Here is a 22,732-nt window from a genome sequence, read left to right as displayed (position 1 = left end):
TAATTGGTAGAATTTTATGAACAAAAAATGGAATCGTCGAAACTTCTTGAAAAATAGTTCCGGTGCCACACTTGCTGCGCTGGCTGCAGGAGCACCCTTTACCAGTTTTCTTGCCGGTTGCAGCAGTTCCAGTGCAACTCATTCCACAGCAGATACGGTAATCCTGCTTTGGATGGCCGGAGGAATGGCGCATACAGAAACATTTGACCCCAAAACCTATACTGCTTTTGAAAAGGGGATGGATGCCAACAGGGTGCTCAGTACATTTCCTTCTGTTCCTACCATTCTGGATGGAGTCAATTTTTCAAAAGGGCTTGAATCAATTGGACAGGTTATGAATCGCGGCACCCTGATCCGTTCCTATACTGCTGCTGATATGGGACATATATTACATGCCCGTCATCAATATCATTGGCATACCTGCTATGAACCGCCTCAAACTGTTGCCGCTCCCCACCTTGGTGCCTGGATTGCTCATTTAAAAGGGCCACAAAATCCGGTAATACCGGCATTTATCGATATTGGACAACGATTCAGTGTGGGGGAAGCAGAAGAATTGAAAGCATTTCACACAGCCGGATTTTTGGGTAATGAATTTGGTCCCTTTATGATCCCTGACCCATCTGCCGGATTGGATGCTGTTCGTCCGCCTGTTGGTATGGATGCCAAACGATTTGAAAAAAGAAATCAACTGTACAAAGACTTAATAAAAAGTAGTCCGATTGGTGAATATGGAAGTGATTACCAGAAAGAATCACTTCAACGGTCTCTGGAGCAATCTTATCGGTTACTAAATTCGCCGGAAGCGCAGGCATTTAACCTTAGCCTGGAACCAAAAGAATCCTACGATATTTATAATACCGGGCGGTTTGGGCTTGGTTGCCTGATGGCAAAACGTCTTACACAGAAAGGAGCCCGATTTATCAGTGTTACCACTGAATATGAACCTTTCATGGGATTTGATACACATGAAAACGGACATACCCGCATGGTGGATATGAAGAAAATGATAGATGCTCCGATTGCACAATTAGTGCTTGATCTTGAAAAATCCGGTCATCTTGACCGAACCCTTATAATTATTGCGAGTGAATTTAGTCGCGATATGATGGTGGAAGGAAAACCGGAATTTAAAGTGCAGGAACAGGTAGATCAACCGAATGTTTTACATGATTTGAAGTTCTATGGAATGCACCGTCATTTTACGGATGCCGGCTCTGTGCTGCTTTTTGGAGGAGGCGTTAAAAAAGGGTTTGTATATGGGAAAACTGCAGATGAACGTCCCTGTAAAACAATTGAAAACCCTGTTCGCATAGAGCAATTGCATCAGACAATCTATCATTGTCTTGGAATTCCGGAAGAAACCCAGGTAGAAATTGAGCAACGGCCATTTTATACCACACCAGATGGAAAAGGAAAAGCAATCCTTGATTTACTTAATTTAAAAGCCTGAATCTTTAACCTAAAGTTTAATGCAATTACCAACTTTCGCCCAGAGATTTATTCGAATTCTCGCTGTATTTATATTGGTTTTTATTTTTTCCTGCCGTGATGATAAACCGGCTGTTCAACTATATTCCAATCCCAAACTGGCAGCTTTGCAATTACCGGAAGGTTTCAGGGCCGATCATTTATTCGGACCCTCAGAAAATGGGGAAGGTTCCTGGGTGGCCATGACCTTTGATGATAAAGGCCGATTAATTGCATCTGATCAATATGGTGCACTTTATCGCATGACCATACCCGTTATCGGCGATACGGTAACCAAATTGATTTCGGAACCGTTGCGGATTCCATCAACAAAAGGAGATACCAGCGCTGTTTCAAATAAAATAGATATAGGATATGCACATGGCCTGTTATACGCGTTCAATAGTTTATATGTAATGGTCAATCACTATGGCGACAGTAGTTTTCCCAAAGGAAGCGGTTTATACCGGTTAAAGGATACCGATAATGATGATGTGTACGATTCTATCACGTTGCTAAAATCATTACAGGGAGATGGGGAACATGGGCCGCATAGTATTGTGTTATCACCAGATAAACAATCGCTTTTTGTAATTGCCGGAAATTTTACAAAGCTTCCAAAAATGGATACCTATCGAAATAGTCCGGATGCTGAAATCGACAATTTATTACCACTGATCAAAGATCCTAATGGCCATGATAATGAAGTTGGTAATCAGGGAGGCTGGATTGCAAAATTGGATTCAACCGGCAGTCAGTGGGAATTATACGCATCCGGATTTAGAAATCCATTTGATCTTGCATTTAATGATGCCGGAGATCTTTTTACCTATGATTCGGATATGGAATGGGATATGGGAACACCCTGGTATCGCCCCACCCGTATTTGCCATGTAACCAGCGGTAGCGAGTTTGGCTGGCGCCCGGGTACCGGTAAGTGGAATCCCGGTTTTGCAGATGGTCGTCCGGCTTTATTGAATATTGGTCAGGGTTCGCCAACCAACCTGGTATATGGATCAAATGCCCGATTCCCGGAAAAATACAGAAAAGCGTTGTTTGCTTTTGATTGGAGTTTTGGAATTATTTATGCCATTCATCTGGAACAATCCGGCAGTACCTATAATGCGAAGGGTGAGGAGTTTTTATCAGGATCTCCACTTCCGCTTACAGATGGTGTAATTGGTCCGGATGGTGCGCTGTATTTTTTAACCGGGGGAAGAAGGCTGGAGTCGGATCTGTATAGGGTATATTATGGGGATGGGAAATTGCCCAATGAGCAATTACCTCAACCAGTATTAAATGAGGACCATCAAATCCGTAGAAAACTGGAAGCATTGCATAGCTCTTTTGATAAAAACGGCTGTAAAACTGCCTGGACCTATTTAAATCATTCAGATGAAGCTATCCGGTTTGCTGCCAGAAAGATTCTTGAAATAAATCCCCTTACCGACTGGGAGGAGTTGTTTAGGACAGAATCGAATGCAGGAATCAGGATTCAGGCCATGCTGGCAATGGCAAAAAAATCAAGAAAAAATGCCGACTGGACTAGCTGGATCAATAACCTGCATAAGATCAAGTTTGAAAACTTATCTTCTCGGGAAAAATTAGATCTGGTTCGGGCAACGGAAGTATTGGCAAGCAGAAATGCCTTGCCGGAGCCTTCTGTGCGTAAAGAACTAAACATTTATTTTGGCCCGACTTTCCCGGTTGATAATGAAGCCTTACTAAACAGACAGCTGAGTAAATTACTTATTTACCTCGGAGATTCAGCCGCCATTCAAAAGTCCATGGACTTGCTGTTTGCTGAAAAAGAACTGGGATTACCAGAAGAGAAAAACCTGACCAATTCAGAGGATCTCATCATGCGAAACCCGGATTATGGTATGAGTATTGCAAATATGCTGGCAAAACTTCCACCTCAGAATCAGACATTTTATGCAACCGTCCTCAGCCAGGTAAAAAATGGCTGGACAGAAAATCAGCTTGAGCAGTATTTCAAATGGTTTAGTACTGCTTTTCAATATAATGGAGGCTATAGTTATGCTGGTTTTATAAATCGGGCAAGAAAAAATGCACTTGCAGCATTTCCGAAAGACAAATTCAGGTATTTCAATGACCTATCCGGAGATTCCATTGCAGAACGTCCTCCAGTAATGCAAACTAAGGATGCGGTTCAACCAAAAGGGCCGGGCAGGGATTGGACAGTAGAAGAGGCAATGAAATATGTTGACAGCGGAATGGGGAACCGGAATTTCGAAACAGGCAAAGGGCTTTTTGTATCGAGTTTATGTGCATCCTGTCATAGTATGCAGGGACAGGGAGGTGTTTCCGGTCCAGATCTGACTCAGCTCGGCTCAAGGTTCACTTATCGGGATATGCTGGAAGCCATTATAGAACCAGGAAAGGTTATTTCAGACCAATATGGTGCTACGGTATTTTATCTTAAGTCTGGAAAATCAGTAATCGGCAGGCAAATATCAGCTGATAAATCCGGTTATACGATTGCTCAAAATCCATTTGCACCACAGGAACATCGATTGATCCCAAAAGAGGAGGTGCTCAGAACCAGGGTTTCTGAAATTTCTCCCATGCTTCCTGGAATGATTAATCGGCTCAATGCAGAAGAGCTAAAAGATCTGCTGGCGTTTTTAAAATCGGGCGGTAATCAGAAAGACAGTTTGTTTACATCTGGTAAAAAATAAAAGATGAATTTTAAAAAATGTTTGTTTTTAATGGTTTGGGGTATTCTTTCTGGTTTTCTTTTTGTCTCCTGCAAAGAATTTGCCCAACAAGCTGAACCTGAAGTTCTGTTTGATGGGGTAAGCTTTGCAAATTGGGAAGGAGATACCAGTTATTGGCGAATAAAGGACAGCACCATAATTGGAGAAGTGACTCCTGCCAACCCGTTAAAAGAAAATACCTTTCTGATTTATAAGGGACCAATGCCGGAAAATTTTGAATTGGAATTGGAATACAGAATCAGTGCAGATGGGAATAGTGGAGTTCAGTATCGTAGTCAGCCTGTTCCTGGATTAGCGTATGCTTTAAAAGGGTACCAGGCAGATATTGATGGAGCCAATGTATATACCGGTCAAAATTATGAGGAGAGGGGAAGGGGTTTTCTGGCTATGCGCGGACAATCAGTGGAACTGCGAACCGGCCAGGCACCCATCATTCTGGATACTATAGGATCTTCTGATGAACTTCAAAAGCAGATCAGACCAGCAGATTGGAACAAGTTAAAATTATATGTGCAGAAATTTCACCTGATTCACTTTATTAACGGAATAAAGATGAGTGAAACCATGGATTTGGATTCGAGCCTGCGTCAGCCAAGCGGTTTATTGGGTCTTCAATTGCATGTAGCTCCTCAAATGCGCGTGGAATTCAGGAATATTAAACTGAAATCGCTAAATGATCAATAACTCATTACATTGAAGATACATTCTTCGATCCGTTTAATCTGCTGAACCCGATCAGCACCTTTAACTGAAGAATTTGATTGAATCCGGATTATTGTACTGCTATCCTGTTTCAATGAATCCAGTGCCATGTAAATATTTTTACTTTGGCTGCTAAAAACAACCCCTTCAGCTGTAACCTGTTTTCCGCTTAATACACCGATTACTTCACCATGCTGATTGAAAATTGGACCGCCTGAGTTACCTGGATTGGCAGATATTGCAATCTGATAGGCAACAGTATCGCCATTATACCCTGTTTTGGCACTTAAATACCCTTCATTGTAAACAATTTCTGTGCGGGGATATCCAAGTGTGAAAATTTGTTCACCTAAATCAGCTTTGGCTTTTTTGAAGCCATAGGGGAGATGGCGGATCGGTTCAAACCTGGGATCCACAATTTTTAAAATGGCAATATCCGTATGATCATTAACATGGAGAGTTTTGGCTTTAAAATATTCTCCGCGGGTATTAACTATATAAATGGAATCAGCTTTTGCCACCACATGTGCGGAAGTAACCAAAAAGCCTTTCCCGTCAATAAGAAATCCCGTTCCACCAAATTTTCCCGGAATAGCCGGCCGGTTGGAGGGAGTATGTTTTAGCGTATTGATTTCGTTCTGGGCTTGTTTCTGGCTGATTTTTACCGTATTAATTTCTTTTTTCAGCTGTGCAATTTCAGACGGATTGCTTTTGGGTGTAAGATAGGTTACCAGTCCGGATATTGCCAGTGCTGTAATGCCCGCTATGGAAGCTGCCAGCGCTAGTACTTTTTTATATTTATTAACCAGGGAAATAACTTTTACAACTGGGGCGGCTGGCTTAATTTCTCCTGCATTTAAAAGTGCATTATGCACTTCATTTAAGGAAGCCTGAATTTGTTTTCTTTCACCATACTTATCTATTTGATTAAGAAAGTGCTGGTGTTCCACTACCAATTGATCAATTTCCGGGTTAGAAGCACGTAATTCCTCAAAATAGGTTCTTTCCTCCTGGCTCATTTCATGATTCAGGTAGCGTTCAACAGCCTCCAGTAATTGTAAATCCTCTCTCATACATCCAGGGTTTTATAATGGGCAAAGAATATTTTTTTCAACCGGGTAAGGCATTTATATTTCTGGGTTTTCGCATTATCCGCATTCGTATAACCAAAGGAAGAAGCAATTTCAATCATTGATTTCTTCTGCAGGTAAAATGCGTCAAGCAAACTTCTGCATGGTTCTCCAAGGCTGTTCATAGCTTTTTCCATTTGATGGAAAGCATGATTTTGCTGTTCATGCTGCTCAATATCATCTTCTGCTGAAACCCAGGCTTCCTTTCCTTCCAATTCCGAAACAAATTTTTGCTGTTGACTTAAGCGCTTGAGCCACAATCTCCTACATACAGAATAAAGATATGTTTTGAGTTGGCAACTCAATTCAAACTGACCTGATTTAGCCTTTTCATATAATACTACCATTGCTTCCTGGAAAATATCCCGGGCATCATCCACTGAGCCATTATTGTTGATGATCATAGTCTGGATCATTCCATAATGGTCTTTATATATAGTGGTCGTTGCCTGTCGGTCGTTCCTGGCCAATCCTTCCAATAAGTCTTTTTCTATCGGGTCAAAAGTCACAGTTCACTATTTAATACTCAAAATAACAAATAGTAACCCTGAAAAAAATCTGGATTTTTTTTTAACAGACAGGTTACCTTTTCTCAATTACGGTATAAATGTCAAATCATTCATTCAAAAACAAAACGAAGAACAAATGAAAAAGCTCCTGTTCGTATTGGCTATCGCTGCTTTCGCTGCTTGTAACAATTCTGCTGAAACTGCTACTGAAGCTGCTGAATCTACAATTGATTCAACTGTGGCTACTGTTGAAGCTGCAGCTGACAGCGCAAAAGCTTCTATCGACTCTACTGCTTCTGCAGCTGTTGATAGCGCTAAAGCCGCCGTTGATTCTCTGAAAAAATAAGAATTTTCATATGGCAAGCAATCGTTAGAGGCCGTCCTGCTCTCAGGATGGCATTCTTTAACAGATTGTAAAAGAGGTCGTTACCACAAGGTATCGACCTTTTTTTGTATATAAAGAAGCAATAACAGAAAAAACAACAAGAATTGAAAGAATAAATACTAGGTAGGTAATGAAAATATACTATTTTATAATATTTACCGGTTTATGGGTAGTTTATATAGAATTTTTTCTATAGTTTGGCGTTGTTAAGTAATCCAGATCCTTTGTCCAAAAACGTCCTCTTATGAAAACAACTGTACTTTACAACAAGTCTAACATCATTTGGCTGTGTCGAACCCGGCATTCAGCAACCAGTAATCCCAACGCTTTCTCGGATTGATAGCATCTGTCGGAATTAAATTTCCGTAGGTTATTTTATCATTTAATCCGTTATCTATGAAAAAGCTGTTGCTTCTGTTTGCAATCCATCTTGGTTGGATGGTTCAAATACAATCACAAATCACCACTCCCGGGTTTAAAGCCAATTTTGGAGTGGATGGAGAATTAAGGTCTTCCTTTTTAGGAACCGCACCGGCTCCGTCCTCGATTGCCCATGATTGGTTTACAAATACGACCACGGGTACCCAACGTTTCATGATTGATACTACCGGTGCTTCTTATATGGTTAACCGGTATGCTACAGATATTGCCTTTCGTCGCCTGCCTTTTTTCCGGACAATGCGGTATCCTGCCTTTAGTGTACTTGATAACCGCCGGTTGATTGATGCCGTTTATATCCGCGATTATCATGGTTCTGATTCCACCGTTTATGCTATGTCGAACAAAAATGGTGGTAGTCCCGGTGGCTGGACAGGTGCAATTGATGGTAATATTCCACAAAAGAATGATATCCTGGATATCATGGTGCATGTTAGGAGAGCTGGCAGTTCCTTTACACATACTGTAGCCGACTCCCTGTTTTTTATCGGGGGTATTGCCATTGATGCAACTTCCGGAAGCCGTTATTTTGATTTTGAACTGTATCAGACCAATATATTTTATGACAGGTCTACCCAAAAATTTACCGGATTTGGTCCGGATGCCGGACATACCAGCTGGCAATTTGATGGATCCAGTGGTGCTGTGACCATTCCGGGCGATGTGATATTTTCCGCAGAATTTGGTGGCAGTGGATTACAGGATTTGGTTGCCCGGATTTGGGTTCACAAAGATGCCTTGCTTATAAACAGTCCAAATTTTGATTGGGACGGCAGTTTCGACGGAGATGGTTCGGGGGCAACTTATGGCTATGCAGGGATTCGGCCTAAATCAAACAGATATTTCTACAGTGGATTGCAAAATAATATTGCTACCTGGGGTGGACCGTTTAAAGTAATCCGGCGGGATGATTCCATTCAGGATACCTATGATGCCAATCAGTTTCTTGAATTTGCCGTGAACATGGGAACACTGGGACTGGATCCCATTAATTTATTGGGAGGGGGTAGTCAATGCGATATGCCCTTCAGACGTATTTTAGTGAAAACCAGATCATCTGCATCATTTACCGCTGAATTAAAAGACTTTATTGGACCCTTTGATTTTTTCAATTTTGACGCTACCGATGCGTATGCTGACATACCAATGATATGTGGAGATGAATCAGTAAGTACCATAAGCGTTGTCAATCCTTTACCTTCTTCCGTGTATACCTGGTATACACCAGATGGAAACATTCTTGGAGAATCAACAGGGGTAAGTATAACTGTTGATACACCAGGTACTTATATAGTTCGTCAACAATTATTAAATGGTTGTGATGTTTATTCGGAAGATACTGTACTGGTGGTTGAAACACCCAATTGCGGAGTTCTACCCATTGCCCGTGCTGATCTAAAAGGTAAGCTATTTGGGTCTGTGGCCAATTTGGAATTGGGGATATCACCCAATGAAACAGTTCAGCGTTTTGTGGTTGAAAGATCTATCGATGGAAAACAGTTTAATGATGTTAAAGTATTCAGCAGCAAATTGTTAAATGGGTATACTGAATATAAAATAGATGATAATATTAGTAAAGCTTCAGGTATTCAGTTTCACTATCGGATCAAATTGATTCGGCAGAATGGGTCTATCCGATATTCGAATACAATCAGACTTTCCACATCGGAAAAAAACACAGAGGATTTTGTGCTTCTACCCAACCCTGTTCGTACATCTACTAAAATATCCATCGTAGTTTCAAAAAATCAATTGGGTACAATTAAAATTTTTAATGCGGTTGGTGCGTTAATGAAAATGAAACCTGTTCAACTGGTGAGTGGAATGAATACAATTGAGCTGGATGGTTTTGATCATTGGAGCAATGGTATATATCCAATCCAGATTCATGCTGATGAACAGGTGCTGACTCAGAAAATGATTTTGAGTCGGAAAAAATAAGGACCCAACGAAATCCAAACTATGTTTTTCACCAAGTTATTAAAACCAATGGTGGCTGCTTGCGGATGTCTGCTATTTTCGCAACTGTCATTATGCCAGGATGCACACAGTTCTGCAATTAATTCAACCGGTGGCTCATTTAGTAACGATAAAATGGTTATTGAATGGAGTGTGGGTGAGCTGGTAAGAATTGATACCCGAAATTCTGAAAACAAATCGCTTTTATTAACACAGGGTTTATTACAACCAGATTTTGGCAGACAATTGATCCTTGTAACAGATCCTTCCTTCGCTGCCGGGGAAATAAAGATTTTACCCAATCCCGTTCGTTCTCTTTTACAGGTACAAATTTCCGGAAGACAGGCAGGCTATATGCGCTGCATGCTCTACGATGAAAAGGGGGTGCGTTTAACTCAATCCGGATTCCAATACTACGGATATGGATATACGCAAACCATTAATATGACAAAATTAGCCGGAGGAAATTATTTCCTTTATGTTGAGCTGGAGCCGGTAACCGGTTCTCAGGTCAGAAAAGGATCTTATAAAATCGTGAAGCTCAATTAACCCAATAACCGAAAAATCCAATTCCATGATAAAACAAGTTATGCCATTAGTGGTAGGCCTGTTTTTGTGCAGTTCCCTGATGGCGCAGGTGCCAAAACAGATCAATTACCAGGGTATCGCAAGAAACAATTACGGGACAGCATTGTCCAATCAAACCATTTCCCTTCGTTTAACCATCCGGGATGTGAGTGCCAACGGTACCATATTGTACCAGGAAACCAGGTCTGTTACAACGAATCAATTTGGACTTTTTTCTACTGCAATCGGGGGGGAAGGGGCGAATTCTGTTTCCGGATCCCTGAACGGGGTTAACTGGGCGGCTTCCTCCAATAAATTTCTTCAGGTTGAAATGGATCCCAAAGGAGGAACACAGTATAGTTCACTGGGAAGCAGTCCGCTTACGAGCGTGCCTTTTGCGTTTCGGGCCGAATCTGCCAATCCGGTTGGAGCAGCTGGAGGAGATTTAAATGGAAATTTTCCTAATCCGATTATTAAGGATGGTATTATAACTGCTGAAAAAATTGCGAATGGTACAATTACTGCCGACAAATTAGCTCCTGGTGTAATTCCAACATCCTTGCCGGTCAATGGTACAGCAGGGGGAGATTTAACCGGAACCTATCCGAATCCAACCATTTCCAATAATGCTGTAACAAATGCAAAACTTTCAAATAATGCTGTTGGTACAGCTAATGTACAAGACGGAGCCATCACAGCAGCGAAATTGGCACCAGGAGTAATTCCAACCTCCTTACCAATGAGTGGAACGGCAGGAGGTGATTTAACTGGTACTTATCCTAATCCAACAATTGCCAACAATTCGGTAGGCAGTACCAAACTGGAGAATGGTTCAGTAACAACAGCAAAACTTTCTGATGGGGCTGTGAATTCAAATAAACTGGCGGACAATGCGGTAAATGCAAATAAGCTTGCAGCAAATGCTGTTACCAATGCGAAGCTGTCCAATAATGCAGTAGCAACCACCAATGTACAGGATGGTGCTATCACAGCGGCCAAACTTGCACCAGGCGTTATTCCAAGTTCTTTGCCGGTAAGTGGTACAGCAGGTGGTGATCTAACTGGATCCTATCCCAACCCTACGATTGCAAACAATGCCGTAGTTGCAACTAAAATTGCAGACAATGCAGTTAGCTCGAATAAGATTGCAGCGAATGCTGTAACGAATGCCAAACTTTCCACCAATGCGGTGGCAACCACCAATGTACAGGATGGTGCTATTACAGCGGCCAAACTGGCACCGGGAGTAATTCCCACATCATTGCCGGTAAGTGGTACTGCTGGAGGGGATCTTACAGGATCCTATCCAAACCCCACCATCGCAAACAATGCTGTAGTTGCAACCAAAATAGCGGACGGTGCTATTGGTAATACCAAATTAGCAGATGGATCAGTTACCACAGCAAAAGTTTCAGATGCAGCTATTAATTCAAATAAGATTGCTGCAAGTGCAGTAACGAATGCCAAACTTTCCACCAATGCTGTGGCAACCACCAATGTGCAGGACGGAGCAATTACAGCGGCCAAACTGGCTCCAGGAGTAATTCCGACCTCACTGCCAGTGAGTGGTACTGCGGGCGGAGATCTTACAGGATCCTATCCTAACCCAACCATTGCCAATAATGCCATAGTTGCAAATAAAATAGCAGATGGAGCGATAGGGAATGCCAAACTTTCCGCGAATGCAGTGGCCACCACCAATGTACAGGATGGTGCTATTACCGCATCCAAATTGGCACCGGGAGTAATTCCTACTTCTCTTCCGGTAAGCGGTACAGCGGGTGGTGATCTTACAGGATCTTATCCAAACCCCACCATCGCAAACAATGCTATAGTTGCAACTAAAATCGCCGACAATGCAGTTAGCTCGAATAAGATTGCAGCGAATGCGGTAACCAATGCCAAACTTTCCACCAATGCAGTGGCAACCACCAATGTGCAGGACGGAGCAATTACAGCGGCCAAACTGGCTCCAGGAGTAATTCCGACCTCACTGCCAGTGAGCGGTACTGCGGGCGGAGATCTTACAGGATCCTATCCTAACCCAACCATTGCCAACAATGCAATTGTCTCAACCAAAATAGCAGATGGAGCGATAGGGAATGCCAAACTTTCCGCGAATGCAGTAGCCACCACCAATGTACAGGATGGTGCTATTACTGCGGCCAAACTGGCACCTGGAGTAATTCCTACTTCTCTTCCGGTTAGCGGTACTGCGGGTGGTGATCTTACAGGATCTTATCCTAACCCAACCATCGCAAACAATGCTATAGTTGCAACTAAAATCGCCGACAATGCAGTTAGCTCGAATAAGATTGCAGCGAATGCTGTAACGAATGCCAAACTTTCCACCAATGCAGTGGCAACCACCAATGTACAGGATGGTGCTATTACAGCGGCCAAACTGGCACCGGGAGTAATTCCTACTTCTCTTCCGGTTAGCGGTACTGCGGGTGGTGATCTAACCGGTACCTATCCCAATCCAACCATTGCAAACAATGCTGTTGTTGCAACAAAAATTGCAGACGGCGCTATAGGAAACACCAAACTGGCAGATGGTTCGGTTACCACAGCAAAAATTTCTGATGCTTCTATCAACTCAAATAAATTGGCAGACAATGCAGTTAGTGCCAACAAAATTGCTGCAAGTGCAGTAACCAATGCCAAACTTTCAACCAATGCCGTTGCAACTGCAAATGTGCAGGATGGAGCAATTACGGCTGCTAAAATTGCACCGGGCGTAATTCCAACCTCCCTGCCTGTCAGTGGTACGGCTGGTGGTGATTTAAGTGGAACCTATCCGAATCCTACAGTTGGGCGTTTGAACGGGGTAACCGTTTCAGCAACTGCACCTGCTGCCGGCCAGGTTCTAAAATATAATGGTACACAATGGGAACCTGGTACAGATAATGCCGGTGGCGGTGGATTAACCTTCCCCTATGCTGGTTCTGCAAGTGTTGCAGGTGATATGTTTGCTTTAACCAATTCCGGAAATGGAACTGCTCTGGCAGGTTCCAGCTCATCCAACGGTCCGGCTGCAACGGGTGTTTCCGGTAAAATAAGCAGTGCAACGCCAAGCGCAAGTGCCACGGGGGTTTATGGTGAAATTGCTAACACTGCACCAGCAACCTATGGGTATGGAGTTTTCGGTAGAAACAGAGCCAGTGGGTATGGCGTTTATGGTATTTCAGAAGGTGGAAATGGTGTTTTTGGACAATCCACAAGTGGAACTGGTGTTTATGCGACGAGTAATGATGCCTTTGGTTTATATGCAACAAGTAATAACAATATAGCTGGTTATTTTGATAATCAAACAAATAGCAATGATGCAGTTTTTGTATGGGGACAGTTCGGACATGCAATCGGTGCGGGCTCTTTTGAAGGTTCAGCTATTAATGCTGTGAATTATAATGCAAATAATGCTGCGATAGTTGGGCAAAATGGTTTCGATGGCAATGGAATATTAGGGATAACCACTTCAAATTATGCAGCTGCTATTATTGGATATAATTCGGATACGTATGCAGGTGTTCACGGTTATGCGCCCCTTGGTATTGGTTTACTTGCGGAAGTGAATGTGGAAGGAGCTTCTGGAGGTACCGGTATAAAATCGATTATTGGTGCAGCCGGACCAGGTTCCAACCACGCCATATTTGAAACAGACGGAGCACCTGTTGCACGAATTGATCAGGATGGCCACGGATACTTCAATGGCGGTACAACCAATTCGGGTGCGGATGTTGCAGAATTATTCCATGTTGTGGGCAATCGGGGCACCTATGAACCGGGCGATGTGCTGGAAATATCCACCACTGATGATCGTAAAATGGTAAAATCCAGCGGTCCTTATTCCACCCTGGTGGCAGGTGTTTACGCTACCAAGCCCGGACTTCTTCTAACCGAAGAAAATGCCACAATGGGCGACCTGAAAGCAGGCGTACCAATGGGGGTAATAGGTGTATTGCCAACCAAAGTTTGTTTGGAAGGTGGAGCCATCAAAAGAGGCGATCTCCTTGTAACTTCCAGTATTCCGGGTGTTGCAATGAAAGCCGATCCTGATAAAGTTAAAGTGGGGCAGGTATTGGGAAAAGCATTGGCGGACTTCTCCGGCAATGGTATTGGAAAAATAAATGTATTAGTCAGCGTAAAATAACCAACTATGAAAAACCTGATCATATTAGCAATTGCATTCTTAAGCACGGGATTTTTACAGGAAGCAAGTGCACAACAAAAACTTACTCCGGCTCAATTAAAAGCAAAACAGGCCAACCTGCCGTATAAGAGACGTACGAATCATAAGGCAGAAGCGGAAGCTTTTTTAAATAAACACAGAGCTGAGTCAAGAGAAATAAGGGAAAAGCATCAGCGTATGGAAGCAGTTCGGCTGCAGCGGGAAAGGGCTGTAGAAAATAAAGAATAAAACCTCCGGTATATAAATAGAAAAAGCGTCTGAACAATCAGGCGCTTTTTCTATTTATAGGCTAACCGGGATTTTTTAAACGCCCAGTTTCTTTTTCAAATTTTCATCAATTGCATCCAGGAATTCTTGTGTATACAGGAAATGTTCTCCATGTTTCACTTTGTTTCCATGAACACAAACGGCCAGGTCTTTGGTCATTTTGCCGCTTTGCACAGTTTCTATACAAACAGCTTCCAGTGCATTGGCGAAATCAATCAGTTCCTGGTTATTATCCAGCTTTCCTCTGAATGCCAGCCCTCTTGTCCAGGCAAAGATAGATGCAATGGGATTGGTGGAAGTTGGTTTGCCTGCCTGATGATCGCGATAATGACGGGTTACGGTACCATGGGCTGCTTCTGATTCCAGGGTTTTCCCATCAGGAGTAACCAATACAGAAGTCATTAATCCAAGTGAACCGAAGCCCTGAGCCACTGTATCACTTTGAACATCCCCATCATAGTTCTTACAAGCCCAAACAAAATTGCCGTTCCATTTTAATGCGCTGGCAACCATGTCATCAATCAATCGATGTTCATACACAATTCCTGCTGAATCAAAGGCTGTTTTGAATTCATTCTGGTAAATTTCTTCAAAAATATCCTTGAAACGGCCATCGTATTTTTTAAGAATGGTGTTCTTGGTGGAAAGGTATAAGGGCCATTTTTTACTCAGTGCCATATTAAAGCAACTGCGGGCAAAACCTTTGATACTTTCATCCGTATTGTACATCGACATGGCAACACCGTCTCCTTTGAAGTTGTACACTTCAAAAACCTGTGGTTCACCACCGTCTTCGGGAGTAAAGGTCATTGTAAGTTTACCTTTGCCTTTAATAACGGTATCTGTTGCGCGATACTGGTCTCCGAAGGCATGACGTCCAACAATAATCGGAGCTGTCCAGTTGGTTACCAGTCGGGGAATATTATTAATCACAATTGGCTCCCGAAACACTGTTCCGTCCAAAATATTCCGGATGGTGCCATTTGGACTTTTCCACATTTGTTTCAGGTTAAACTCTGTAACCCGCGCTTCATCCGGAGTAATGGTGGCACATTTGATACCAACACCGTATTCTCTGATGGCATTTGCAGCATCCACGGTTACCTGATCGTTGGTGGCATCCCGGTGTTCCACACCAAGATCATAATATTTAATATCCAGCTCCAGGTAGGGTAGGATTAGCTTGTCTTTAATGAACTGCCAGATAATCCTGGTCATTTCGTCGCCGTCCAGTTCTACCACCGGATTGGCTACTTTAATCTTTTTACTCATAGTTGCCTGATTTTGTATTGCAAGTTTGCAAACCTAATGCAATTGGCTAAAAATACAAATGATAAAAATATCAAATGCCGGATTACAGTAATTTTACATTATTATGATGATGACGGGTGCGAATGTTTTCAATTATATCAGCCGTTTTGTGGTTCTAACAGAAACAGAACGAAAACTGCTTGGGCAGCAAATTCAGATTATGACCTGTGCCCCAAAGCAGGTGCTGACCGGAATTGGCGAATTGGAACAACATACCTATTTCATTGAAAAAGGATTGGTAAGAAAATATTTTTACCAGGGACAGGATGAAATAACCGTGCAGTTATCAAAAGAAGGTGATATCATCAGTTCGGCAGTGTCCTTTTTATCCGGAGTTCCTTCCGAATATGTAATTGAGACAATGGAGGAATCTACGCTCGCTTTTATCACCAAATCGGGAATGGATACATTATATGAGTCGAGCATCAATTTTGAAAAAATGGGGCGACTCATCATTCTGGAATGGATGCTGGTGAAAGAAAGAAACGATACCTTTCGGATGATCAGTAGTCCACGTGAACGATTTATCCGGTTTGTTCAGGAAAACCCTGGTTTATTATTGAGGGTTCCACAAAAGTACCTCGCTTCCTTATTGGACATTAAACCGGAAACCTTTAGCCGGTTCAAAAAACAACTGGCAGCAGGAGGACAGGAAAAGCAATGAAAACAACATCCCTCCAACCATACCAGTCTGCCATGCAGCAACTTTTTGGTTATATGAATGCCTATTGTGGCATTACCAAAGAGCAATTCAAACAATTGTCGGGTTATTTTATTGTCAGAAAACTGGATAAAAAAAGTCTGTTGATCCAGCCTGGTGAAGTTGATCACTATTTTAATTATATCCTTACGGGTATTGCTCGTAAATATGTTCTCGCGGGAAAAAAGGAAATAACCCTGCAATTATCAACAGAAGGCCATTTTATTCATGCAGAACTATCCTTTCATACTGGTAAACCTGCGGATTGTTTTGTTGAAGCTATTGAAGCCACTACTTTTTTAGCCATACATAAAGAGGATCTTGAAAAATTATTTATTGAGATTCCAATTCTGAATAAACTGGCGCGGTTGATGGTATCGGAGATGTATATACGAAAAGAATTGCGGGATCTTTCCCATTTGCGATTGACCGCCCGTGACAGATTTTTTAATTATATGCACAAACACCCTGATATGATGCAGCGGGTGTCACAGAAATATATTGCCTCTTACCTGAATATCAAACCTGAAACTTTCAGCCGGTTAAAACATCTGATCCGGCAACGAAAATAAGTTTTATTTACCCGGAGTATCCTTTGCATAGGCAACAAAAAGATGAGTGGCCAGGTGTTCACTGATCGTTACTTTTGAATTTCCCTGTACTATAACCTGAAGCGAATGATCGAATTGAAACCGGTTACTTACTTCCAGGCGGGTTCCAATTTCGATCGAATAATGTTTTAAAAGATCCAACATATCAGCAGATTGATTGGAAACACTGATCAGATCAGCTGCAACTCCCCCGGGAAGATCCAACAGGCAAATTCGTTCTATTAATGGCATCTTTCCTCCGGCATCCGGAATAGGATCACCATGAGGATCCGTTTTTGGTTTTCCAAGGAACTCATCCAGGCGATCAATCAGTTTCCTGCTGCTGATATGTTCCAATTCCTCTGCAATTTCATGCACTTCCTCCCAGCCAAAACCCAATTTTTCCACCAGAAAAAACTCCCATAACCGGTGTTTTCGGATAATCTGCAAGGCCAGCATTTTACCGGATTCTGTCAGCCGTACCCCTTTGTAAGGTTCATATTCCAACAATTCCTGTTCATGCAATTTCTTAAGCATATCCGTTACAGAAGCGGGTTTGGTGCTTAATTGGCGGGCCAGTGAATTGGTACTCACCACCGGTTCATCCTGTTCCAGATGGTAGATGGCTTTTATATAGTTTTCCTTACTGCTGCTATATTTCAAATCACAATATTTAGGCGAATCTAAAAAAAATAGATCAACCAAAAAATTGAGGCTATTTGAAATGGAGTATTTTAGCGACTCAAGGAAAACCTAGCCAATGTATTGGAAAAGCCGGATCGCAGTTATTTTTATTCTAATTTGGATGGTCGGATGCAAATCGAAAAAAAAGCAGCTCCTTGATACCGATGAAGTGGTAGCTGCTGATTTTATCGAATTTTTTCCGGAAATAAAATTGCCTTTTCACCTGGCAGATACATCACTTGCTAAAAAATCACCGGACTCTTTACGAATCGGAAATAAAATTTTTGCTCAGTTTGTGCCGGATTCTATTCTGCAACCCGTTTTTGGAAAGAAAGCAAAACCACAGATCTATCCAATTGGAAAAACTTCCATAAAAGATGCTGAAACCTATTTGTTGATAAAAGCTGCGCTTGGTACCAAAAGAGCCGGCTATGCGCTTGTTTTTGAGCAGGAACAATTTCGGGCAGCATTACCGTTGGTTATCAGTAGTTCAACCCCACAAAAAAAAGAACAATCCCTATCCAATTTGGACAGCCGTTATACATTTACAACGCTACGACAACGAACTGCTCCGGATGGTCAGATTTTTTACCATAAGGATGTATTCGTTTATAACAGTGCCGGCGTTTTTACATTGATTCTTACAGAATCCAACGACCAGGCAAATAAAACACAAAAGATTCTTAATCCGATTGATACACTTTCACTTACACATAAGCTCAGTGGTGATTATCTGGGTGCAAGCCGGAATATTGTATCATTCAGAGATGGTCATAAGAAAGGCACCCTGCTTTTCTTTATTCATTTTGAAAAAGATAAGGGAGAATGCATTGGAGAATTGAAAGGAGAAGCCAAAATTACCGGGTCAAATTCAGCAAGGTATACGGAAAACAATGGACCCTGCGTTATAGATTTTAATTTCTCCGGAAATAATGTAACAATGAAAGAATTAGAGGGATGCGGATCCTATCGCGATATAAAATGTTTTTTTGAAGGAAGGTATACCCGTAAAAAGAAAGCTACAACAACAACTTCCCGTAAAAAGAAGTAATCTGTAAGGTATCCGCTGATTCCATTAAATTGCGTATTTAATACACATTAGATAAAACCAATGATGCCATATGAGTTTTAGAAATTTCAGTGTTCCCTATCAGGGAGAAGAACGTTATTCAAAGAAGATTGCCTATTTCTCCATGGAGTTTGCCATTCATCAACCTTTGAAAATATACAGTGGTGGTTTAGGCTTTTTATCAGGCTCGCATTTAAGAAGTGCGTATGAACTAAAGCAAAACCTTATTGGAATCGGGATTTTATGGAAGTTTGGCTATTATGATCAGGCTCGGAATCAGGATCAAACCCTTCAGGTTACCTGGATGGAAAAGCAATACAGTTTTTTACAGGATACCGGCATTAAATTTCAGATTTCCATTCATGATCATCCGGTTTGGGTAAAAGTTTGGTACCTGCCTCCGGATACCTTTCAATCAGCTCCTCTTTTTCTGTTGAGTACGGATTTGCCGGAGAACGATTATGTATCACAAACCATCACCCACAGACTGTATGATGCCAATGTGGCCACCAAAGTTGCCCAGTTTATCTTACTGGGAGTAGGAGGGGCTAAATTGCTGGATGAAATCGGCTTTACTCCGGATGTGTATCACCTGAATGAAGCACATGGAATCAGTGCCGCATTCTATTTATATCGCCGATTTGGAAACAATCTCCAGGAAGTACGGAAACGGCTGGTATTCACCACGCACACCCCGGAAGAAGCCGGCAATGAAAAACACGATATCTATCTCTGCCATAAAATGAGTTATTTCTGTGGACTGTCACTGGATGAAGTTCGTCAGTTGACGGGTATTCAGGATGATCAGTTCAATCATTCTCTGGTAGCCTTAAGATTTGCAAGGATCGCAAACGGAGTTTCCCAATTACATGGCTATGTATCTAGGGCTATGTGGGAAAAACATACTGGCATTTGCCCAATTCTCTCCATTACAAATGCGCAAAACTGGAAATACTGGGCAGATAAGCAGTTGTATCGCTTCATGGAAGAGGGCAATGATTATCAGTTTGATGACCGCAAACGGCACCTTAAGCGTAGGGCTTTTGAAATTGTTGCAGACCAGACCGGAAAACAATTTAATCCGGATGTGTTTACCATTGTTTGGGCACGTCGGTTTGCCGGCTATAAGCGGGCTGATATGATTACACGGGATATTCAACGATTTACCCGTTTACTGGAAAACAGTAAATACCCCGTTCAAATAATCTGGGCAGGAAAGCCCTATCCGATGGATTATCCGGCTATTAATGATTTTAATCACCTGGTTCATATGAGCCGGAACCACCGGAATATGGCCGTGGTTATCGGATATGAATTGGCGTTGTCTAAAAGATTGAAACAGGCCGCCGATTGTTGGTTAAATAATCCACGAGTACCCCGTGAAGCGTCCGGAACCAGCGGAATGACGGCCGCTATGAATGGTGCAGCCAACTTCAGTACAGATGATGGCTGGATCCCGGAATTCGTGAATCACGGGAACAATGGATTCGTAATTCCAAAAGCGGATTACGCCAATATGAATACTCATGAACAGGATGAATATGATCTGCATATGTTATATCGGATTCTGGAAGAGCAGATTTTACCCCTCTACTATAACAACAGGGATACCTGGAGGCAGGTTGTGAAGAACGGAATGCGGGATGTCCGTTTTCAATTCGACAGCAACCGTATGGCACATGAATACTATGATTTATTATACAATGCCGGTTAATTAGCAGAGTTTTAGCATCTCCTTTCAGAATTGGCATAATAATAGCGAACTGTCAGACGTTTTAGTTTCAGTAAAAAATCCGTACTATGAATCTGATCCTTCTGACAGCTTCGCTGTTCCTGGCTTCGGCCTATTCAAATAATGGCAATATCCCGCCAACTGCCCATGCAGGGGATGATAGCCAGGTTTCCTCAAATGAATTTATTCAATTGGATGGCACCGGTTCACGCGAACCGGATGGAATTATTTCCAGATATCACTGGACCCAGACTGCCGGTAATCCCGTTGAAATAATTAACCCAGGTGCTGCCATTACCGGCCTCAACAAAGTTCAAAAAGGAACCTACTCCTTCCGCCTAACTGTTATGGACGATAAAGGTGGGGTGTCATCTGACGAAGTGAAACTTATAGTAAAGTGAGAAGTGAAGGTGAGACATCAGAAGTGGGAAGTGAGAAGTGAGAAAAAACCAAATAAAACTTGGACAGTCCTTCTATGGTACTGTTTAAAATAAAAAAGCAAAAGACCGGAGACTTCCGGTCTTTTGCTTTTTTAGTGTTAATCTTCTCCCATTCCCCTCTTTCTCCCTCTCCTCCTTTGTCTCCTTTTCCTCCGTTGTCTCCTTTTCCTATTTTCCGACAATTTCTATCAACTCCACATCAAACACGAGGGTAGATCCGGGGGCAATCTTGGCTCCCGCCTGCTGGTCACCATAAGCAAGATCTGCCGGGATGAAGAGTTTCCATTTACTGCCAACCGGCATCAATTGAAGGGCTTCAATCCAACCGCGAATCACGCCGTTAACCGGAAAATCGATGGGTTGTCCGCGATCTACCGAGCTATCAAATATGGTTCCGTCCAGCAATGTTCCATGATAATGGCATTTTACCTTATCCGTTAAACCGGGTTTGGGTCCGGTTCCTTCCTGAATGATCTGGTACTGCAGGCCACTGGGTAATTCAACCACACCTGGTTTGGTTTTGTTGGCTGCCAAAAAATCAGCGCCCTGCTTTCTTGCTGCAGCTGATTTTTCTTTCTTTAAATTCTGTAAATAATTGGTAATACTCATATTCATTTGTTCTTCGGTGAGCAATGTTGGTTGATTTTTTAATGCATCATTTAAAGCTCTGGAAACCAAGCCTGTATTGATATCGGATATGCCCTGGTCTTTATAAAAATTAGCCAGACTCATACCAATGGCATAACTCATACTGTCTTTAGCCGTTTTCAGAACCGGTGCGCCTGCTGTTGCTGTTTTTGTAGGAGGTTTGGTTACGGATTTGCTTCCTGGTTTTGCTGCTGTGTTAGTAGCTGGCTTTTTAACCGGAGTAGCCGTTTTGGGTTTCCCACTGGTCTGGGCTATTGAACAGGTTGCCCATAAAAGAAATCCGGAGGATACAAGAATTTTACGCATAGATTATTTTGAAGGGTCGAATTTACTATCCTTTTTAACATTAATTGTTGGTTGGATACATCTATTCTTTGTTGAGATACGTTTAATTTAGTGTAATTGATTGATTAAATAAGTTCCTATGCGAAAACTAGTACTCTCCTTTTTAGCTACATCCCTATTTTTTACCACCCAGGCCCAAACCGGTGAAAGTGGCGGTGGCAGCATTCTGAAAAAAGCCGGTGGACTCCTGAATAAAAACAAATCAGGAGGTGGTTTATCCTCTGAAGATATTGTTGCCGGCCTTAAAGAAGCACTTGCAGTCGGTACCCAAAACAGTGCCAACAAACTTTCTGCTGCAGATGGATTTTTCAAAGATGCAGCCGTAAAAGTATTATTGCCCCCGGAAGCTCAGCAGGTAGAACAAAAATTACGTGCGCTCGGCATGGGTAAACTGGTGGATGATGCCATTCTAAGCATCAACCGGGCAGCGGAAGATGCTTCCAAATCAGCAGCACCTATTTTTGTTAGTGCAGTAAAAAACATGACCGTAAAGGACGGATTAAGTATCCTTCGTGGTACTGATACAGCAGCCACCGGTTATTTGAGAAAATCAACCTCGCCTGAATTAATGTCCGCTTTCCGGCCGGTTATTGAATCCTCACTAGAAAAAACAGGTGCCACCAAATACTGGACAGCTGTATTTGACGCCTATAATAAAGTGAGTTTTAAAAAAGTAAATCCCGATCTTTCTGCCTATGTAACCGATAAAGCCATCGATGGTATTTTCTATTATGTGGCAGACGAAGAGAAAAAAATCAGAACTAATCCTGCTGCCAGGGTAAATGATATTCTCAAAAAAGTATTCGGCAGTTAATATCCGTTAAATCTTGTTAAACGGTAACCAAGTAAAGGC

General features: G+C 42.2%; 19 protein-coding genes. 14 read left to right on the top strand and 5 right to left on the bottom strand.

The genetic code is table 11. From position 1 onward, the window contains the following. Positions 1–16 precede the first annotated feature (16 nt). From B2746_RS06050 to B2746_RS06040, 3 genes are read left to right on the top strand one after another with little or no spacing between them, the layout of a single operon-like run. Entirely contained in the window at positions 17–1,453 is a 1,437-nt protein-coding gene (locus B2746_RS06050; RefSeq protein ID WP_290791958.1) for a DUF1501 domain-containing protein, read from the top strand. 19 nt (positions 1,454–1,472) lie between these two features. Next, positions 1,473–4,172 carry a c-type cytochrome gene (locus B2746_RS06045; protein WP_290791957.1) on the top strand — a complete coding sequence of 900 codons (2,700 nt, stop codon included), beginning with the start codon at positions 1,473–1,475 and terminating at the stop codon, positions 4,170–4,172. A 3-nt stretch (positions 4,173–4,175) separates the two neighbouring features. Next, positions 4,176–4,895 (top strand): 3-keto-disaccharide hydrolase, encoded by a 720-nt coding sequence (locus tag B2746_RS06040; protein WP_290791956.1) that lies wholly within the window; start codon positions 4,176–4,178, stop codon positions 4,893–4,895. Here B2746_RS06040 and B2746_RS06035 read toward each other — a convergent pair. Together B2746_RS06035 and B2746_RS06030 are read right to left on the bottom strand one after the other, a co-directional pair. Beyond that, a complete protein-coding gene (locus tag B2746_RS06035) occupies positions 4,889–5,986 on the bottom strand; it encodes a S1 family peptidase (protein WP_290791955.1) in 1,098 nt (365 codons plus the stop codon). The genes B2746_RS06040 and B2746_RS06035 overlap by 7 nt on opposite strands. Then, on the bottom strand, positions 5,983–6,552 hold the full coding sequence (locus B2746_RS06030) for an RNA polymerase sigma factor (protein WP_290791954.1): 570 nt from the start codon (positions 6,550–6,552) through the stop codon (positions 5,983–5,985). The genes B2746_RS06035 and B2746_RS06030 overlap by 4 nt, the downstream gene beginning before the upstream one ends. 136 nt (positions 6,553–6,688) lie before the next feature. Between B2746_RS06030 and B2746_RS06025 the strand changes: the two genes are divergently transcribed. From B2746_RS06025 to B2746_RS06005, 5 genes are all read left to right on the top strand, one after another. Next, a complete protein-coding gene (locus B2746_RS06025) occupies positions 6,689–6,898 on the top strand; it encodes a hypothetical protein (RefSeq protein WP_290791953.1) in 210 nt (69 codons plus the stop codon). 435 nt (positions 6,899–7,333) lie between these two features. After that, positions 7,334–9,316 (top strand): T9SS type A sorting domain-containing protein, encoded by a 1,983-nt coding sequence (locus B2746_RS06020; RefSeq protein ID WP_290791952.1) that lies wholly within the window; start codon positions 7,334–7,336, stop codon positions 9,314–9,316. 21 nt (positions 9,317–9,337) lie between these two features. Further along, positions 9,338–9,883 (top strand): hypothetical protein, encoded by a 546-nt coding sequence (locus B2746_RS06015; protein WP_290791951.1) that lies wholly within the window; start codon positions 9,338–9,340, stop codon positions 9,881–9,883. Between the two features lie 25 nt (positions 9,884–9,908). Continuing rightward, positions 9,909–14,054 carry a beta strand repeat-containing protein gene (locus B2746_RS06010; protein WP_290791950.1) on the top strand — a complete coding sequence of 1,382 codons (4,146 nt, stop codon included), beginning with the start codon at positions 9,909–9,911 and terminating at the stop codon, positions 14,052–14,054. A 6-nt stretch (positions 14,055–14,060) separates the two neighbouring features. Beyond that, the gene (locus B2746_RS06005; RefSeq protein WP_290791949.1) at positions 14,061–14,321 is read left to right on the top strand and encodes a hypothetical protein; all 261 of its coding nucleotides are present in this window, start codon (positions 14,061–14,063) and stop codon (positions 14,319–14,321) included. Between the two features lie 75 nt (positions 14,322–14,396). Here the strand turns inward: B2746_RS06005 and B2746_RS06000 are convergent, their stop codons facing one another. Beyond that, the gene (locus B2746_RS06000) at positions 14,397–15,632 is read right to left on the bottom strand and encodes an isocitrate dehydrogenase (NADP(+)) (RefSeq protein WP_290791948.1); all 1,236 of its coding nucleotides are present in this window, start codon (positions 15,630–15,632) and stop codon (positions 14,397–14,399) included. A gap of 103 nt (positions 15,633–15,735) precedes the next feature. Between B2746_RS06000 and B2746_RS05995 the strand changes: the two genes are divergently transcribed. Together B2746_RS05995 and B2746_RS05990 are read left to right on the top strand one after the other, a co-directional pair. Beyond that, the gene (locus B2746_RS05995; RefSeq protein ID WP_290791947.1) at positions 15,736–16,335 is read left to right on the top strand and encodes a Crp/Fnr family transcriptional regulator; all 600 of its coding nucleotides are present in this window, start codon (positions 15,736–15,738) and stop codon (positions 16,333–16,335) included. Then, positions 16,332–16,943: a Crp/Fnr family transcriptional regulator gene (locus tag B2746_RS05990; RefSeq protein WP_290791946.1), complete on the top strand. Its 612-nt coding sequence runs from the start codon at positions 16,332–16,334 to the stop codon at positions 16,941–16,943. Before B2746_RS05995 ends, B2746_RS05990 begins: the two co-directional genes overlap by 4 nt. Positions 16,944–16,946: 3 nt before the next feature. Here B2746_RS05990 and B2746_RS05985 read toward each other — a convergent pair whose 3' ends face one another. Continuing rightward, positions 16,947–17,624: a metal-dependent transcriptional regulator gene (locus B2746_RS05985; RefSeq protein ID WP_290791945.1), complete on the bottom strand. Its 678-nt coding sequence runs from the start codon at positions 17,622–17,624 to the stop codon at positions 16,947–16,949. A gap of 97 nt (positions 17,625–17,721) precedes the next feature. Between B2746_RS05985 and B2746_RS05980 the strand changes: the two genes are divergently transcribed. From B2746_RS05980 to B2746_RS05970, 3 genes are all read left to right on the top strand, one after another. Beyond that, on the top strand, positions 17,722–18,696 hold the full coding sequence (locus tag B2746_RS05980) for a hypothetical protein (protein ID WP_290791944.1): 975 nt from the start codon (positions 17,722–17,724) through the stop codon (positions 18,694–18,696). 70 nt (positions 18,697–18,766) lie between these two features. Continuing rightward, positions 18,767–20,428: an alpha-glucan family phosphorylase gene (glgP, locus tag B2746_RS05975; RefSeq protein WP_290791943.1), complete on the top strand. Its 1,662-nt coding sequence runs from the start codon at positions 18,767–18,769 to the stop codon at positions 20,426–20,428. An 86-nt stretch (positions 20,429–20,514) separates the two neighbouring features. After that, entirely contained in the window at positions 20,515–20,847 is a 333-nt protein-coding gene (locus B2746_RS05970) for a PKD domain-containing protein (protein WP_290791942.1), read from the top strand. A 207-nt stretch (positions 20,848–21,054) separates the two neighbouring features. On the opposite strand, the gene B2746_RS05965 is transcribed toward B2746_RS05970, so the two are convergent. After that, entirely contained in the window at positions 21,055–21,840 is a 786-nt protein-coding gene (locus tag B2746_RS05965) for an FKBP-type peptidyl-prolyl cis-trans isomerase (protein WP_290791941.1), read from the bottom strand. A gap of 118 nt (positions 21,841–21,958) precedes the next feature. On the opposite strand from B2746_RS05965, the gene B2746_RS05960 reads away from it, so the two are divergent. Further along, complete coding sequence (locus B2746_RS05960) at positions 21,959–22,693, top strand: DUF4197 domain-containing protein (protein ID WP_290791940.1); 735 nt, start codon at positions 21,959–21,961, stop codon at positions 22,691–22,693. The last annotated feature ends 39 nt before the right edge of the window (positions 22,694–22,732 follow it).

Origin of the sequence: Flavihumibacter sp. UBA7668, from assembly GCF_002483205.1 — a bacterium.
Taxonomy (GTDB): domain Bacteria; phylum Bacteroidota; class Bacteroidia; order Chitinophagales; family Chitinophagaceae; genus Flavihumibacter.
The sequence above is the reverse complement of the archived record's forward strand: the minus strand, read 5'-3'. Positions and strand labels throughout refer to the sequence as shown.

Excerpts from the sequence above, each read along its gene's own strand:
- B2746_RS06025 (WP_290791953.1), top strand. The coding sequence starts at position 6,689 with ATGAAAAAGCTCCTGTTCGTATTGGCTATCGCTGCTTTCGCTGCTTGT.
- B2746_RS05960 (WP_290791940.1), top strand. The coding sequence starts at position 21,959 with ATGCGAAAACTAGTACTCTCCTTTTTAGCTACATCCCTATTTTTTACC.
- B2746_RS05970 (WP_290791942.1), top strand. The coding sequence starts at position 20,515 with ATGAATCTGATCCTTCTGACAGCTTCGCTGTTCCTGGCTTCGGCCTAT.
- B2746_RS06000 (WP_290791948.1), bottom strand. The coding sequence starts at position 15,632 with ATGAGTAAAAAGATTAAAGTAGCCAATCCGGTGGTAGAACTGGACGGC.
- B2746_RS06010 (WP_290791950.1), top strand. The coding sequence starts at position 9,909 with ATGATAAAACAAGTTATGCCATTAGTGGTAGGCCTGTTTTTGTGCAGT.
- B2746_RS06050 (WP_290791958.1), top strand. The coding sequence starts at position 17 with ATGAACAAAAAATGGAATCGTCGAAACTTCTTGAAAAATAGTTCCGGT.
- B2746_RS06015 (WP_290791951.1), top strand. The coding sequence starts at position 9,338 with ATGTTTTTCACCAAGTTATTAAAACCAATGGTGGCTGCTTGCGGATGT.
- B2746_RS06020 (WP_290791952.1), top strand. The coding sequence starts at position 7,334 with ATGAAAAAGCTGTTGCTTCTGTTTGCAATCCATCTTGGTTGGATGGTT.
- B2746_RS05980 (WP_290791944.1), top strand. The coding sequence starts at position 17,722 with ATGTATTGGAAAAGCCGGATCGCAGTTATTTTTATTCTAATTTGGATG.
- B2746_RS06035 (WP_290791955.1), bottom strand. The coding sequence starts at position 5,986 with ATGAGAGAGGATTTACAATTACTGGAGGCTGTTGAACGCTACCTGAAT.
- B2746_RS05990 (WP_290791946.1), top strand. The coding sequence starts at position 16,332 with ATGAAAACAACATCCCTCCAACCATACCAGTCTGCCATGCAGCAACTT.
- B2746_RS06005 (WP_290791949.1), top strand. The coding sequence starts at position 14,061 with ATGAAAAACCTGATCATATTAGCAATTGCATTCTTAAGCACGGGATTT.
- B2746_RS06040 (WP_290791956.1), top strand. The coding sequence starts at position 4,176 with ATGAATTTTAAAAAATGTTTGTTTTTAATGGTTTGGGGTATTCTTTCT.
- B2746_RS06045 (WP_290791957.1), top strand. The coding sequence starts at position 1,473 with ATGCAATTACCAACTTTCGCCCAGAGATTTATTCGAATTCTCGCTGTA.
- glgP (WP_290791943.1), top strand. The coding sequence starts at position 18,767 with ATGAGTTTTAGAAATTTCAGTGTTCCCTATCAGGGAGAAGAACGTTAT.
- B2746_RS05995 (WP_290791947.1), top strand. The coding sequence starts at position 15,736 with ATGATGATGACGGGTGCGAATGTTTTCAATTATATCAGCCGTTTTGTG.
- B2746_RS05965 (WP_290791941.1), bottom strand. The coding sequence starts at position 21,840 with ATGCGTAAAATTCTTGTATCCTCCGGATTTCTTTTATGGGCAACCTGT.